Origin of the sequence: Blastomonas ursincola (assembly GCF_013607875.1) — a bacterium.
Taxonomy (GTDB): Bacteria; Pseudomonadota; Alphaproteobacteria; order Sphingomonadales; family Sphingomonadaceae; genus Blastomonas; species Blastomonas ursincola.
Window position 1 is genome coordinate 1 of sequence record NZ_VDES01000005.1, and the last position, 15,849, is coordinate 15,849.

At 62.1% G+C, this 15,849-nt stretch carries 14 protein-coding genes and 1 tRNA gene; 12 read left to right on the top strand and 3 right to left on the bottom strand.

The genetic code is table 11. The features are described 5' to 3' along the window. The first annotated feature begins 10 nt into the window (after positions 1–10). The 9 genes from FG486_RS17520 to FG486_RS17560 all read left to right on the top strand — a co-directional run bounded on the left by FG486_RS17520 (position 11) and on the right by FG486_RS17560 (position 10,568). Positions 11–87, top strand: a tRNA-Met gene (locus FG486_RS17520). A 1,362-nt stretch (positions 88–1,449) separates the two neighbouring features. Next, complete coding sequence (locus FG486_RS17525) at positions 1,450–1,899, top strand: curli assembly protein CsgF (protein ID WP_338401639.1); 450 nt, start codon at positions 1,450–1,452, stop codon at positions 1,897–1,899. A 3-nt stretch (positions 1,900–1,902) separates the two neighbouring features. Further along, a complete protein-coding gene (locus FG486_RS17530) occupies positions 1,903–2,892 on the top strand; it encodes a CsgG/HfaB family protein (RefSeq protein WP_206678414.1) in 990 nt (329 codons plus the stop codon). Positions 2,893–3,183: 291 nt separating this feature from the next. Continuing rightward, entirely contained in the window at positions 3,184–5,751 is a 2,568-nt protein-coding gene (locus FG486_RS17535) for a beta strand repeat-containing protein (protein ID WP_181268522.1), read from the top strand. A 74-nt stretch (positions 5,752–5,825) separates the two neighbouring features. Next, complete coding sequence (locus tag FG486_RS17540) at positions 5,826–7,571, top strand: hypothetical protein (RefSeq protein ID WP_181268523.1); 1,746 nt, start codon at positions 5,826–5,828, stop codon at positions 7,569–7,571. Between the two features lie 69 nt (positions 7,572–7,640). Continuing rightward, positions 7,641–8,333, top strand: coding sequence for a hypothetical protein (locus FG486_RS17545; protein ID WP_181268524.1), 693 nt, complete (start codon positions 7,641–7,643; stop codon positions 8,331–8,333). A 1-nt stretch (position 8,334) separates the two neighbouring features. Then, the gene (locus tag FG486_RS17550; protein ID WP_181268525.1) at positions 8,335–9,093 is read left to right on the top strand and encodes a hypothetical protein; all 759 of its coding nucleotides are present in this window, start codon (positions 8,335–8,337) and stop codon (positions 9,091–9,093) included. Positions 9,094–9,130: 37 nt separating this feature from the next. Further along, positions 9,131–9,475 (top strand): hypothetical protein, encoded by a 345-nt coding sequence (locus tag FG486_RS17555; RefSeq protein WP_181268526.1) that lies wholly within the window; start codon positions 9,131–9,133, stop codon positions 9,473–9,475. Positions 9,476–9,482: 7 nt separating this feature from the next. Beyond that, entirely contained in the window at positions 9,483–10,568 is a 1,086-nt protein-coding gene (locus tag FG486_RS17560) for a helix-turn-helix transcriptional regulator (protein ID WP_181268527.1), read from the top strand. 7 nt (positions 10,569–10,575) lie between these two features. Here the strand turns inward: FG486_RS17560 and FG486_RS17565 are convergent, their stop codons facing one another. After that, positions 10,576–10,974 (bottom strand): RidA family protein, encoded by a 399-nt coding sequence (locus FG486_RS17565; protein ID WP_181268528.1) that lies wholly within the window; start codon positions 10,972–10,974, stop codon positions 10,576–10,578. Between the two features lie 76 nt (positions 10,975–11,050). On the opposite strand from FG486_RS17565, the gene FG486_RS17570 reads away from it, so the two are divergent. The 3 genes from FG486_RS17570 to FG486_RS17580 are packed head-to-tail and all read left to right on the top strand — an operon-like array spanning position 11,051 to position 13,936. Further along, a complete protein-coding gene (locus FG486_RS17570; RefSeq protein WP_181268529.1) occupies positions 11,051–11,908 on the top strand; it encodes a cytochrome b/b6 domain-containing protein in 858 nt (285 codons plus the stop codon). After that, the gene (locus FG486_RS17575; RefSeq protein WP_181268530.1) at positions 11,905–12,681 is read left to right on the top strand and encodes a molybdopterin-dependent oxidoreductase; all 777 of its coding nucleotides are present in this window, start codon (positions 11,905–11,907) and stop codon (positions 12,679–12,681) included. Before FG486_RS17570 ends, FG486_RS17575 begins: the two co-directional genes overlap by 4 nt. 25 nt (positions 12,682–12,706) lie before the next feature. Beyond that, complete coding sequence (locus tag FG486_RS17580) at positions 12,707–13,936, top strand: SAM-dependent methyltransferase (protein ID WP_181268531.1); 1,230 nt, start codon at positions 12,707–12,709, stop codon at positions 13,934–13,936. A gap of 18 nt (positions 13,937–13,954) precedes the next feature. Here the strand turns inward: FG486_RS17580 and FG486_RS17585 are convergent, their stop codons facing one another. Both FG486_RS17585 and FG486_RS17590 read right to left on the bottom strand, forming a co-directional pair. After that, positions 13,955–15,091 carry an MBL fold metallo-hydrolase gene (locus tag FG486_RS17585; RefSeq protein WP_181268532.1) on the bottom strand — a complete coding sequence of 379 codons (1,137 nt, stop codon included), beginning with the start codon at positions 15,089–15,091 and terminating at the stop codon, positions 13,955–13,957. Next, on the bottom strand, positions 15,091–15,792 hold the full coding sequence (locus FG486_RS17590; RefSeq protein ID WP_066274081.1) for a DUF1013 domain-containing protein: 702 nt from the start codon (positions 15,790–15,792) through the stop codon (positions 15,091–15,093). Before FG486_RS17590 ends, FG486_RS17585 begins: the two co-directional genes overlap by 1 nt. Positions 15,793–15,849: the final 57 nt, after the last annotated feature.

The following is a 15,849-nucleotide window of genomic DNA, read 5'->3' on the forward strand; positions in this document are numbered from 1 at the left end:
GCATTGGTGGCGCGGGATGGAGCAGCCCGGTAGCTCGTCAGGCTCATAACCTGAAGGTCGCAGGTTCAAATCCTGCTCCCGCAACCAATATGGAATGCCCCGCAAAAGCCCGCCCTTCCGGCGGGTTTTTTGCGTTTGGAGGGCTGTTGACCGGTTATTTGATGCGATTCCCCTGCGGTTTACCCCAAAAGATCTAGTGTATTTTGCCTGGGCCCTTCAGAATTTGGCTGCATAGGAGAATTTGGCGTGCCGGATGGCCTAGAGGCGGTTGTTCTCTGGAGAGATGGGCCCGAAGACGCTATGGAAAATAGCCTGCACCTTGCGCCTTGACACGTCGTTTGATTTTCGACCGGCTATGCCCCTTGGCTCAGATCTGGGCATTGGGCACCGTATACGAACAACCGCGCCAGTCTTTCGACCGGACCCTCATTCACGCTTGCCACTTTACGCGGCTCGAGCTTCGTCGTGCCAGCCGAGATCGCCGCGTATACGAACATGTTCTACGACTTGCCGGCGATAAGGACGAAAAGTGGTTTCATCCGCCAGGCCGCTGACCATCCAGCGCATTGGCTCAACCATTGCCCGCAAACCTCGGGTTGCCGCGCAATATGCGGCCTTGCTTGCGTAAAGACACGTAGTGTCTGTTATTCATCCACTGCCGCAGACGCCTCCAGCCGCCTAGGCCGATCGAGGCATATGCGCGTTCTCCAGTTCCGCACACCAGCGTTCCCAGCGCTCAGCGGCTCGGACTTTCACTCTCAACGCTGGTGTTTTGGTCTTAACGTTTCAAGCAGCGACACCGCCTTCCTGTTGCCCGTCACGATCGAGTGGATGGCCTTTCCGCGGCGAACGATGAACGAGCACTCCCACCCGGCATCGGTCCGTACCCCGAAACTGACCACTTCGGCCCAGCAGTCAAAGCGACTGCTGATCAAGCTGAGCACCCGTTTACGGTCTTTCGAAGCGACACCCCCGATAAACTCTTCGCTTCTGAGGTCCTTCGTGACACTATCGAAGCTTGTGCCTGCAGTGCCTGCGCTTGCCTTATGCTCCTGGCATCACAGCGAATTCACCGGTTTGTACCCCAAATTGAGCAGCAGACAGGTTAGGGATTGCGACGAACTCTGTCTCGAAAACGAACAGATTGTAAAATCCAGCCAAAAACATGGTACCCAACCATGTCTAATGCGGCCTTCGACGGCTCTGGGAAGCGCGTGACATTAACCACCGTGAACCGCCGCAACGCTGGGTTTTGACCTGCAGTAACCCATTGACGATGCGTGCAACCGGCCCGATTTGCGCCAGATTAGCACGATTTTATAATCACTTTGCACTATTTTGCACTCTGTTAATCACCCCTAAGGTCCCGTTAACAAAATTCGAGTCGCAAGAATTTTATGCCGTTAGAGAAGCTGAATGCTTCCGGGGGCAAACCGCAGGAGATACGTTGTGCGCTCGTTCAATAACGCGGTCAGGGCCTTGACGGTGGCCTGGCTGGGAGTGGTTGGTCTTACCTTGCCACTCGGAAGTGAGGCCGTTGCACAGGACATCGTCTACCAGCCTGTGAACCCCAGTTTCGGCGGAAACCCATTCAATTCCAATCATTTGCTCGGCGTTGCGAACGCCCAGAATGATTTTACAAACCCAGCCTCCAGTTCCAGCAGCTCCCAGGCCGACGTGTTCGCGCGCCAGCTTCAGTCTCGTCTGCTGTCCGCTCTGTCGTCGCAGATTGTTACCGCGATTTTCGGTGAAAACCCCCAGGAAAGCGGCACGATCAGTTTTGGCGGTCAGACTGTCAGATTCATCCGCTCGCTGACCGAGGTGACGATCACGATCATCAATGACGATACCGGCGAAGAGACCGTCATCGTCGTTCCGACCTTTGTGGATGTCGACTGAGCCATGCGTCTTCCGATCCTTCCTGGCCTAGCAGCCCTTTCGATTGCCCTGATGGCGAGTGGCTGCACCACCGTTGGCGGCAGCGGCAAGGCGTTCCTGCCCGAAACGACCAGCTATGCCTATCTGCCCAACGCAACCCAGACGCAGCTGCTGCTGCGCGGCATTCCCAAGCCGTCGCGCCAGGTTGCAGTGGCGGTCTATAGCTTCACCGACCAGACCGGCCAGTTCAAGCCCAGCGCGACCGGCCAGACGCTGTCGCGCGCTGTCAGCCAGGGCGGCGCTTCGGTGCTCGTCAAAGCGCTGCAGGATGTGGGCGATCGCAGCTGGTTCACGATCGTCGAGCGCGAGAACCTGAAGAACCTGCTCAACGAGCGCCAGATCATTCGCGAGATGCGCGAGCGCTATCTGGGCGAGCGCGTCGTCAATCCCGATGCACTGCCCGCACTGCTCTTTGCCGGCGTACTGCTCGAAGGCGGGATCATCGGTTATGACACCAACACACTGACCGGCGGCGCAGGCGCAGCCTTTCTGGGCATTGGCGGCCGCACCGAATATCGGCAGGACACGGTAACGGTGTATCTGCGCGCGGTATCGGTGCGCACCGGCGAGGTGCTGACCACGGTCACTGCGTCGAAGACCATCGCCTCGCAGGCCTTTGGGGCGAGCGCGTTCAAGTTTGTCGCCTTCCGGGAGCTGCTCGAGGCCGAGGCGGGGTTCACTACTAACGAGCCAGACCAGTTGGCGCTTCAGCAGGCGATCGAAAAGGCGGTCTATGCGCTGGTCATGGAAGGCGTCGAGCTGCGCCTCTGGGATTTCGCCGACCGCGACGCCGGAATGGCCAAGCTGCTGCAGTATCAGCAGGAGCGCGATGGAAAATTCACACCGGGACAGGTCCAGCGCGCAGAAGAACGCGCGCGTCAGCTTGCCCCGATGAAGGTGAAGGACAGGAACACGAACGGGAAGAAAAGCGAGGTAAGCTCGGAGACTAATTGACCAGCTATGTCCTGCATCACAGCTAGCGGCGTGGATGCAGGCGCAAAACAGGAACGGAAAGGTCCCAAATCGGGATACTCAACCGATCCAGGATCGCGGACGAGAGCCGAAGCCGGTCAGGCGGCATTCGGAACTGACATAAAGGCCTGACAAAACTCGCGCACCGAAGCTGCAACTTCGATGCGCGAGCATAACAACAATGAGTGCGTGTGAAACAATCATGCTGACCCCGGCGGCAATGCTGCTTCCGGAGCAGCATGGTTATGACCCTTGAACAGAGGATTATCAACCATGAAGACCTCCATTTACACCTCGGTCTCGGCGCTCGCGCTGATGATCGGCATGCCTGCAATCGCACAGAGCGTTGTCAACAACAGCTCGACGATTGATCAGCGCGGCGCCCAGAATAGCGCAGATGTGTCCCAGCTGGGCACCAACGGAACATCGACTGTTACGCAGACCGGCGCAGGAACCACCTCGAGCCGCAACACCGTCGAAGTAGACCAGGCTGGCAACAGCTCGGACTCGGATGTCCAGCAGTCGGGTGGTGCAGGTAACGTTGCCAAGGTCAACCAGAACGGTGACAGCGAATCCGATATTGTGCAGTCGGGCGCGCTGAACAATGCCGATGTCGCCCAGAAGGGTGGGGCGGGCAATGAATCCGATGTAGACCAGACCGGTACTTCCAATAGCGCGATGGTCGATCAGGACGGCGATCGCAACATCTCGGATATTGATCAGACTGCGACGGGTCTTGGTGCGACCGCTGATGTCTCGCAGTTTGGCGAAGCCAATGAGTCCAAGGTTACGCAAACCTCCGAAGCGTCCGCGACGGTGTCTCAGACGGGTGACGAGAATGACTCGACCATCACGCAGACCGCATCGGCCTCTGGTGCGAGCGCAGATGTGACGCAGCTGGGCGATTTCAACCGTTCCACCATCCTGCAGTCTGATGCTGCAACAGCCGAAGTGACCCAGCAGAGCAACGCGAACTTCTCGGACATCAACCAGTCTGGGGCAGCTTCTGCGAAGGTCACCCAGAAGGGCGGAGTTAACAACCTCGGCCCGCGGAACTGGGATGGAGCCACCTTGCCGCCGTCGTCGGCGGGCACTTCGTATGCGAACAACGTGTCGCTCATCACCCAGTCGGCTGATGGCGCCAAAGCAGAACTGCTTCAGGACGGTACGCTTAACCGCTCGGCGATCAGCCAGACTGCAGATGGCGATGCGAACGTCAAGCAAAGCGGCGTCTACAACACCTCGGTCGTGACCCAGAATGCCGCTGGCACTGCGATTGTCGATCAGGGCAGCGTCGCTCCCGGCAATTTCGGCCGCAATGCATCGAGCATTACGCAGAATGGTCGTTCGTCGGCGCAGGTGACCCAGCGTTCGCAGGACATCAACAACACCTCCGCACCGACGAATACCTCGATCATTCTGCAGAACGGTAACAAGGGTGAGGCCTTGGTTGATCAGACCGGTGATGAAAATACGTCTTCGATCACTCAGAACGCTCCTCTTGGCGGATTTGCCGATGTGACGCAGAGCGGCTTCCAGAACGACTCGATCGTGAACCAGGCCGCCGATGCATTTGCTGAAGTTGACCAGACCGGCAACAACAACGATTCGTCGATTCAGCAGGGCACCGGAGCAGATGGTGCAAAGGCGGACGTCCTTCAGACGGGTGACCGTAATGCGTCTCTCGTCACTCAGTCGGCTGATGCGGATGCCTTTGTTACCCAGACTGGTACGGACAACGTGTCGGACGTGACCCAGAGCGCGGCTGCCACCTCGACGACCACGCAGAACGGTCCCAGCAATGACAGCACCATCAACCAGTCTTCGGCTGGTGCTTCGGCAACTGTCACTCAGACTGCAGACGGTCTCAATCCGACGAGCCCCCGTCTCCGCGCCAGCCGGTTCGACGGCGACAACGACTTGGTTCGTGGCAACTTCTCGAACGTTTCACAGTCCGGGACGGGCCTGAACTCTGCCGACCTTACCCAGAACGGTCAGCTCAATCGGTCGGACATCCGTCAGAGCAATAGCGGTCCCGGCACCGCCAGTGCTACCGTGGTCCAGGATGGTATCTTCAACAACTCGGATGTCCGTCAGACCGCAGCAGCAGTAGCCACTGTCAACCAGCTGGGCACCTATGGTGACAATGATTCGCTGGTGGAGCAGACCGCCAGCGGTGCAACGGCCACCGTCACTCAGTACGGCAGCGAAATCCCTGGACCTGATTTCCCGACAAATCGTTCGCTGATCACTCAGAACGCGGATGCCAGCGCGACCGTGACGCAGACGGGAAGTCAGAACACCTCGACGATCAACCAGAATGTCGGTGCCGATCTGGCTGTCGCAGTCGTTGTCCAGGAGACCACACCTGCCACGATCGGAGCGTTTGACGAAGATAACACTTCGCTCATCACGCAGTCTGCCAACACCAGCGCCTATGTCGAGCAGATCGGTCAGAAGAACAGCTCGACCGTGCTGCAGTCGGCAGCCAACCCCGTGCCGGGCAACTTCATGACGTATGCGGTTGAAGTCCGTCAGCTCGGCCAGGATGGTGCGTCGCTTGTCGAACAGACCGGCGGTACCGGCAACGAGGCCAAGGTCACTCAGTCCAGCGGTTCGAGCCTTGCAGATTCGTCGATCATCCAGACGGGTGCCGACAACTTCGCCAATGTTTCGCAGGATGGGATCAACAACGAGTCCGACATCATGCAAGGCGGCAATCTCAACGTTGCGACGGTGATGCAGGGAGGCAACGACAATCAGTCGACCATCACCCAGTCGGGTAGCAACAATACTGCGACCGTGATGCAGAACGTGCCTGCCATTCCGCCGGTGAACTGATCTGAAGGAAGGCCGGCTGGCTCAGAAACGTCTGACGTCAGCCGGTCCCCCTCCTCAAATTTTAGGAATTCGACATGAAAAAGCTTCTTCTTGCCGGCGCATCATCGCTGGCGATCTTCGCCCTCGCTCCGGCGATGGCACAGACGGTCAACAACAACTCGACCGTGACCCAGACCGGCACCAATGGCGGTGCGACCGTAGGTCAGAGCGGCACCAACGGCATTTCGGTCGTCACCCAGGGCGGCAACCGCAATAACGCTACGCTGACCCAGGCAGGCAACAAGAACGACTCTTCGATCGTGCAGGACAATGGCACCGGCAGCAGCGACGATAGCAACACCGCCATCGTCGTGCAGTCTGGCAGCGAAAATATCTCGAAGGTTTCGCAGACCAACGATTTTTCGACCGCGCGCGTGACACAGTCGAACTTCAGCAACGACTCGGATGTGTCGCAGAGTGGCGACCTTGACGTAGCCGAAGTTCGTCAGAGCGGCCAAGACAACGACTCGGATCTCGAACAGAGTGGAAATCTGAACACGGCGAACGTGGTGCAGTCGGGCAACGATAACAAGTCGACACTCACCCAGAGCAGCGGCCTCAATGAAGCAATCGTGACCCAGAGTGGCAACGACAACGAGTCGAAGCTGACCCAGACCGGCGTCGGTGCCAACGATGCCAACATTCTGCAGTCGGGAAACAACAACCTTTCTGATGTCGTTCAGGGAGGTGCCGGCAATGGCGTTGGAAATTCTGCCGCGGCAGGCGTCCAGCAGCTCAGCGATTTCAACACTGCTACGGTACGCCAGGCCGGCGGTCTGCACGAAGCATTCATCCAGCAGAAGGGCGGCGAACGAAACCTAGCCACGATCGATCAGGGCGCCAATCTTAGCACCGACCACACCGCGGCAGTTCGCCAGGATGGTATCCGCAACACGGCCAATGTCACCCAGCGCGGCTTCAACGAGAATGCCGATATTCGCCAGACCGGTGAAACCAATATCGCCGAAGTCGATCAGGGTGGCGCTATCGGTCGCGATCATGATGCCTTCGTAACCCAGGGCGGCAACAACAACCGCGCGAATGTTCTCCAGCGCGGCAACAATCAGACGGCTAATGTCACGCAGAATGGTGACGGTGGTCTGGCGCTGGTCGATCAGGGGGAAGACAGCGCTCTGGGATTTCTGCGGGGAGATAACCAAGCTGCCACCATTGAGCAGAGGACCGGTGGTGACAATAACACAGCCCGTGTCGAGCAGCGTGGTGACAACCAGACCGCGTTCATCTTGCAGGTCGGTAGCGACAACAATGGCGGAAATACGCGTTCGGTATATGGCGCTGAAATCCGCCAGGGCGGCATCACTGGTCGCGACAATGACGCCCGGATCGAGCAACTTTCTGGATTGAACCGTGCCTACATCGAACAGCAGGGCGTAAGCCTGGCTGCAAAGGTGGTTCAGGGCGGCGATGGCAATCATCGGAGCCGGATCGAGCAGACCGGAAACGGTGGCTCGCGCAATCTCAATGCCGATGTGAACCAGACAGGCTCGAGTAACGAATCGACTATTACCCAGAGCGGTACCAGCCAGTTCGCTCTGCTGACCCAGAGTGGCGAAGAAAACACCTCGTCGGTTACTCAGGGCGGCAGCGGTCATTCGGCGACCGTGACGCAGGCAGGGGACTTCAACGAATCGGTCGTCACTCAGCTCACCGGAAGCGGAAACTCGGCAACCGTGACCCAGAATTCGGACTTCAACGAATCGTTCGTTACGCAGTCTGGCACGGGCATGATCGCCACCGTGACCCAGGGTGCACCGAACTGACACCCGATGACCTGAGGGGCAGCTCCGCATCGTGCGGGGCTGCCCCAAGGGCAGTACAGGAGAGTTTCCATGCGCACACATTCTGCCAGGCTGGCCATCGCCGCAATGATGGTACTGGGGGCACAGACGGTGCAGGCGCAAACCGCTCCGAGCGATCCGTGCGCTCGAGCCTCTGCGGGAGCCTGCACCGCGGGCACGCTTTCGGAACCGATCGAGCTCATGCGGCCCGTGCCGGTCCGCACCAGCGCTTTCATCGCGCAGATCGGCGACAACAACTCCGCCACCATCAGCCAGAATGGCAGCCAGCAGTTTGCGCGCATCGGGCAGGATGGCGACAATGGCACCGCCCGCGTGACCCAGGAGGGTGCGGGCACCGCCCATCTTGAGATCGATCAGGCGGGTCTGCTCAACAGCTTCATTTCCAAACAGAATGCCAGCGATGGCGGCGGCAATATCGCGGTCGCGGCCCAGCAGGGCGAGGACAATGCGATCCTGCTTGATCAATCTGCAACTGCCGGTAGTGTGAACACCGCGATGCTTGCCCAACAGGGTTCGGGCAACCAGATGCAACTGGGACAAAACGGGTCGGACAACCGCGCCGAGCTTGTCCAGCTGGGTGACAACAACGCCATGACCGCAACGCAGAACGGAACCGCCAACCAGCTCCGCTGGGTGCAGAATGGCAACGGCCTGTCCGATCTCCAGATCGTGCAGAGCGGCAACCAGACCATGTCCATCACCCAGTCGAACGGGGGCACCTGAGATGCCCCGGCCGCCCCTGCTGCGTTCGCTGCCACCGCTTCGTCTGCCCAGCGGCGAAGAGGTGGTGCGCTATGCGGTGCTGGGGCTGCTCGTGCTGGCAGCGGTCGCATCGACCCAGCTGCTCCCCGGTGCATCGGCTCAGGATGCCGGCGCGGTGGATGCGCAGACCGAAGCGAACGATGCCGCCGATCGCAGCGCTGCCGTCGTGACCGATCAGGCCTCGTCTGCCGACCGGTCGCTCACGGTCCCCTCGATCGGGACCAGCCAGGCAGACAGCGCCGCACTGCCGACCGAATTCCAGCTGTCCTCGCCCTCGGGCAACGCGGTGCCGCAGCGTCAGTTGAGCACGGCAGGCCAGGATCGCGGCCAGATCGGCACGCAGCGCCTGGAAGGCGCGGATGCGTGCGATGATGCCAAGCCCGGCGCGGGCCCCGATATCTGCGCACGTCCGATCGAGACCCGGGCCGGCGAATTTGCCGGGCGCCGCCAGCCGCAGCTTTCCGCCGAACAGAGGCTGCTCGCGCAGCAGGCCGCAACCGGTGCCGTGGCCGACGCGCCCGATGCCGCCGCGCGCAGGCTGGGCACGGGCCGCAGCAGCGATTTCAGCAACGACGACCTCGCCATCGCTGCGGTCGTGACGTCGGGTCAGGCGGGACAGGCACCGCCGACCGAAGAAGAGACCAGCGACATTCCGGCCGATGCCACCAATGCGATCGATGCAATTCTGGGAGCGATCGTCAATGCCCCACCACCGCGGTGATGCCCGATGGCTCGCCCCCCTGCTTCTGGCCGCAGCCATGTCTGCCGCCCTGCCTGCTGCTGCAGCGGATGATGCCATGACCGCAGGCGTTGCACAGGACCAGCCGATCACGCTGGTTGTCAGCAAGGATGGCGCGCTGGTCGATGCCAAGGTGATGGCCGCAGCCCCGTGCCGCTGCGCCGGCCGGTTCCGTATCGAATCCCGGTCCGGCAGCGCCAACAATTCGGTGAACACCAGCAGCTTTGGCGCGATCGAAGAGGCTGGCCGCGTGCTGAGCCATGTGCGTTTCGGCGGGTCGGACGATTGGAGCATCCGCCTGACGGTGTCGATCGACGGACGCGACGATTATGTCATCACGCGGTCCGCAGGTACTGGCGCATGACCAGCCTATGATCCTTCTTTCCAACCGGTTCGACAGGCTGGATGAGTTGATTGCTGATGCTGCGTTGGGCCATTGCACATGGTCCGATGCGCTCACCCGCATGCTGCCGCTGGCCGGCGCGGATGCCATGTCGATGGGCGTCATCTTTGGCGACAACCGCATGATCCGGCCGTTGGGCACTGCCAATATCGACCAGGCGATCGTCGATGCCTATGCGGACCATTTCTACCGGATCGGACCGCGCGCCCGCCATGGGCTGCCACCGGCTGACCATGGCATCATCCTGCACGAAGAACTGCGGCGTCCCGACAATGTCGACGAGCAGGACGAATTCTGGTCTTGGTTCGATTCGCACAACCCGCCAAGCGATGCGTCGATGCTGATCATGCCCTGTATCGGCGATGCTCGTATCGGCCTGGTGGTCATGCGGCGCGGCCAGCAGCCATCGCATTCGGATATCTCCGAATTCTACCAGCGTTTCTATGACAAGTTCAGCGCGATCAACCTCTCGCTTCGCCGCAACGCCAGGCCGCAGCAAGCGGCGACGGCGATGTTGGCGCAGCTTCAGCAGATCGATTGTTTCTCGCTGGTCGTCGACGAGGACATGCAGGTGGCCGCCGACGAGCGTTCGCCGATGATCCGCTACACGCTGCCGCTGACCGGCCTGGCGCGCCTGGACGAAGACGGAAGGCTGGGCAATGTCCTGCCCGATTTCCAGTCGGCGCTGACGACGATGATGCAGAATCCGGGCCCTTGCCAGACCATGGACTTGACGCTCAAGACGAGCCTGGCCGATACCATCGCGCGCGTGGTTCCGCTGCCTCATTCGACAACGCCGCGCAGCGTCAGGGTCGATGTGACCTATATGAAGCACGCCCAGGACCCGGTGAAGGTGTACATGGGGGCGCTGGGCCTGACCAAGCGCCAGGCGGAACTGCTCAACGTGCTGCGCGGAGTCGATGCGCTCGACGAGGCTGCCGCGCTGATGGCGATCAGCCGCAACACCGCGCGCGTCTTTCTCGCGCAGATCTTCGAGCGCACCGGCGTCCGGCGCAAGGCCGACCTGCTGCGTCTGGCAGGCAGCTTCGCCTGAGCCGGGCTCAGCGCTCGCCGGCGAGCGCGATCACGTCGATCTCGACCATCAGCTCGGGCAGCGCCAGTGCGCGCACCTCGACGATCGTGTCGGCCGGCCAGGGCGGCGTGAAATAGCGCCGCCGCGCCGCGACGATCGCCGGGAAATTGCCCATGTCGGTCAGATAGATGGTCACCTTGATGATGCGGCTGCGGTCGCTGCCGCCCGCAGCGAGCACCCGGTCGATATTCGCGAAGGTCGCCTCCAGCTGCGCGTCGAAATCGCCCTCGCCGACGATCGCGCCGGTTTCGTCGATCGCCGCCTGGCCCGAAAGGAAGAGCAGTCCCCCCGCTTTCCAGCCTGGCGAGATCGCATAAGGTTCGAGCGGATCGGGATGAAGGGTGATGACTTCGGCCTTGGCGGACATGACAGGCGACCTTTCGTGACGTACCATCGGGCATGGATTCGCGGAACGACTGTAACCTTGTGTGCCTGGATTGCGAATGACCGACATGATCGCCGCTCTCGACCCTGCCGAGCCCGTCGCGGTGCCCCAGGCCGCGCCCGAGATCGCGTCTCCGGCCAGCGAACCCAATCACAGCCATGCGCTGACGACGCGCATCTGGCACTGGGTCAATCTCGTTTCACTGATCACGTTGTTCATGAGCGGCCTCATGATCTTCAACGCGCATCCCCGGCTCTACTGGGGCGAATATGGCAATCGCGACGAACCCGCCTGGCTAGAGATCGGGCAGCAGGGCAGCCGCGGCTATCTCAGCATTGGTAGCACCCAGATCGATACCACCGGCGTGCTCGGCGTCTATCGCGATGGCGAAGGGCAGATGCGCAGCCGCGCCTTTCCCGGCTGGGCGACGATCCCCGGCGACTACAGCCTCGCCGATGGCCGCCACTGGCATTTCTTCTTCGCCTGGTTCTTCGCCTTCGGCCTGCTGTTCTTCATGGCCTTCAGCCTTTTCAACGGCCATATCCGCGGCATGATCGCGATGCGCGCGGCCGAATGGCATCCGCGCGCGCTCTGGCGAACCATTGTCGATCATGCGAGGTTCGATTTCCACACCGCGCCGGGCGAGGCGTACAACCCGCTGCAGAAATTGAGCTATATCGCGGTGATCTTCGTGATGCTGCCGCTGATGATCGTCACCGGGCTGGCCATGTCGCCGGGCACCGATGCGGCGCTGCATTTCCCCAGCATGATGTTCGGCGGGCGGCAGACCGCGCGCTCGATCCATTTCATCATCGCCTGGTCGCTGATCGGCTTCATGCTGCTGCACGTCGCTCTGGTGATCGTGCACAAGCCGCTGACGCTGCTGCGCGGCATGACGATCGGACACCGGCGATGAGCGAGACGAAGAGCCCCCTGATCGTCACGCGCCGCGCTTTGATCGGCTCGCTCGCCATCGCCTCGGGCGGGCTGCTCAGTGGCTGCGATGCGCTCAACGCCAACCAGAGCTGGCGCGATACGCTGCTGCTGGCGGAAAAAGGCAACATGGCGCTGCAGCGCGCGATCCAGGGGCGCGAGCGGATGGCGCGCGAATATTCGCCGCGCGATATCGGGCGCTCGGTCCCCGCCAACGGGACGCGTGCGCCAACCGATGCCGATTATCTCAAACAGGCCGCGACCGGCTTTTCCGACTGGACACTCGCCATCGACGGGCTGGTCGAAAAGCCCACGCGGTTCGCGCTGGGTCAGATCCGGTCGATGCCGAAACAGACCCAGATCACCCGGCACGACTGCGTCGAGGGCTGGAGCGCGATCGGAAAATGGACCGGGGTCAACCTGGCGCATCTGCTCGACAAGGTGCAGGTCAAGGACAGCGCGCGCTATCTGGTGTTCCATTGCGCCGATACGCTGCGCGCCGGGCCCTATTACGAGAGCATCGACATGGAAGATGCGCGCCATCCGCAGACGATGATGGCCTGGGCGCTCAACGACGAATTGCTGCCGATCGGCAATGGTGCGCCGCTGAGACTGCGCGTCGAACGGCATCTCGGCTACAAGCATGCCAAATATGTCCGGCGAATAGAGGCGGTCGCCGACTATCGCCTCGCTTATGGCGGGGGCGGCGGTTACTGGGAGGACGCGGCTGGATATGAATGGTATGCTGGCATCTGACTTTGGCCGCGCTATCTAGGTCATCATGAGCCTTATCGACCGTTTCCTGAACCGGATCATCCGCCACGGCACGCTCGAGCTGACCGACCATCAGGGTCGCACCCGAAGCTTCGGAACGGCGACGCCCGGCTTTCCCGATGTCGCGATCCGGCTCGCCGACAAGGACGTGGCGAGCTTCATCGCGCTCCACCCGCGCCTGGGGGCGGGCGAGGCCTATATGGACGGCCGCCTGATCATCGAGCGTGGCGACATCATGCAGCTGATCCAGCTCGTGCGCGCCAACGCGCCCTGGGACAAGGGCGGCGATCTCAAGCCGCGTGGCCCCTTGCGCAAGCTGGTCAAGGCGATCGGCGGGCGGATCGACCAGATCAATCCGGCGGGCCGCTCGCAGCGCAATGTCGCGCATCATTACGATCTCGACGACCGGCTCTACGATCTATTCCTCGATGCCGACAAGCAGTATAGCTGCGCCTATTTCACCGATCCCGCCAATTCGCTCGAACAGGCGCAGGACGACAAGAAGGCGCATATCGCCGCCAAGCTCGCGCTGCGACCGGGGCTGAGGGTGCTCGATATCGGCTGCGGCTGGGGCGGCATGGCGCTCTATCTCCACCGCATCGCCGATGTCGACGTGCTCGGCATCACCCTGTCGCAGGAACAGCTCAAGGTCGCGCGCCGCCGCGCCGAAGAGGCTGGGGTCGCCGACCGGGTGAAGTTCGAGCTGATCGACTATCGCGCGCTCACCGGCAGCTTCGACCGCATCGTTTCGGTCGGCATGTTCGAGCATGTCGGCGTGCCGCAATACGAGACCTTCTTCCGCCAGTGCCGCAATCTGCTCGCGCTTGACGGGGTGATGCTGCTTCACACCATCGGGCGGATGGGCGGTCCCGGCGCGACCGATGCCTTCACCACCAAGTACATCTTCCCCGGCGGCTATATTCCGGCGCTCAGCGAGATCGTGCGCGCCAGCGAGCCATCGCGGCTGATCGCCACCGATGTCGAGACGCTACGGCTGCATTATGGGCACACGCTGCGCCTATGGTATCAGCGTACGGTCGAGAAACAGGCCGAGATCGAGGCGCTGTACGATGCGCGCTTCTTCCGCATGTGGACCTTCTATCTCGCCGGGGCCACCGCCGCGTTCGAACATGGCGGCATGTGCAACTATCAGGTGCAGTTCGCGCGCAGCCGTCACGCGCTGCCGATTACCCGCGACTATATGGCGGAAGCCGAAGCGCAATATCGCTCGGGCTGAAGCTCAGGCCGAATGCGTTCAGGCCGAATACCAGGCGACGCCGTCGCGCACGGTGCAGGTCGCGCGCCCGGCATATTCCAGATAGCGCAGATGCGCCATCGCCTCGCCGGTGGCGATGCCATAGACGCTGTCGTCGACCTTGCGCGCGAACAGGATGCCGAACGTGTCGACCGCACGCATCTCGCGCTCCTTGAGCGCCGCCTCGAGCGCATCGAGCCGGTCGTGATGGCCCGCTGCGAGGGCATCGAGCCGTTCATGCACCCCGGTGAACGGGAAGCCGTGCGCGGGCAGGATGAGCTCGTCGCCGGTCAACGCGGCGCGGAATTTCGCGATGCTGTCGAGCCATTCGCGCAAGGGATCGGCGGTCGGTTCGCTCGCCATGATCGAGACATTGCTGGTGATGCGCGGCAATATCTGGTCGCCCGCGATTACTACCTGGCCCGCCTTGTCGATCAGGCAAGCGTGCTCGGGCGTGTGCCCGCCGCCGGTCATCACCGTCCAGCGCCGCTCGCCGATCTGCACCTCGCCGCCGTCTTCCATGCGGACATGGCCGATGGGCAGCGGGGCGACCATGCGCGCGAAATTGCCCCAGCCGCGCGCGCGCATCTCGTCGAGGCGCTTGTCGTCCCATCCCGCCAGGCGCATCTGGTCGATGGCTTCCTCGGGAGGCTGTTCGCGCACATCGGCGGTCAGCATCCGCGCCATCAGCCATTCGGTGCGGTTCATCCATAGGCGAACGCCGAAACGGCGGCACAGCCAGCCGGCAGCGCCGACATGGTCGGGATGGAAATGGGTGACGAGCACGCGGGTGATGCGGCGGCCCTGCAACCCTTCGGCGAACAGCTTCTTCCACGCATCGGTCGAGGCGGGCATGTGCAGCCCGGTATCGACGATCGCGACGCCTTCGCCCTCGTCATCGGTGTCGTCGAGCAGCCAGATATTGATATGGTCGAGCGATCCGGGGACCGGCAGCCGGGTCCAGCCGAGCCCCGGCGCGATGGCGAAATATTCGCCATAGCCGGGCGCATGATCGCCCAGCGGATAGGTCAGCCCGCGAAATTCCTTGGGCTCGAGCCCGTGGTCGGCGAGCGAGGCATCATAAGCGGGCGGCCCCGAGCGCGTTTCCAGCTCTTGCGGGGCCGCCGCCTCTGTCATCAGTCGCGCCCGTCTTCGGTTTCATCGCCGCCGAGCAGCGACGATTCGATCGCGGCCTCGCGCGCGGCTTCCTCGGCGGCGCGGTGCTGGGCATCGCGTTCGGCGCGCAGTTCCTCGATCAGCGCCTCGCGGTCGCCACCCAGACGGGTGTCGGTCGGGGCTTGATCGGTGATCCCGGCCTTCTTGGCGGCCTTGCTCACGATCGCGTCAAGCTCGCGCTGCGAGCACAGGCCGAGCGTTACCGGGTCCTTGGGCTGGATGTTCGAGATGTTCCAGTGGCTGCGATCGCGGATCGCGGCGATGGTGTTGCGCGTGGTGCCGATCAGCTTGCCGATCTGCGCATCCGAGATTTCCGGATGGTTGCGCAGGATCCAGGCGATGCCGTCGGGCTTGTCCTGACGCTTGGACACCGGGGTGTATCGCGGACCCTTGGTGCGGCGCACCTGCGCGGGACCGGCGATGATCTTCAGGCGATAGTCGGGATCGGCCTGACCCTTCTCGATTTCCGCCATGGTCAGTTCGCCCGCGCGCACCGGATCGCGGCCCGTGTACTTGCTGCTGGCCAGGTCGTCGGCCATCGCCTGGACTTCCAGGATGTGCAGGCCGCAGAAATCGGCAATCTGTTCGAAGCTGAGCCCGGTATTGTCGACCATCCAGGATGCGGTCGCGTGCGGCATCAGCGGCTGGGGGTTGGCAGACATGCGCGTTTCTCCAAAAAATATGGCCACCCCTCGCGGGGTGGCCGGATACTGGGTACC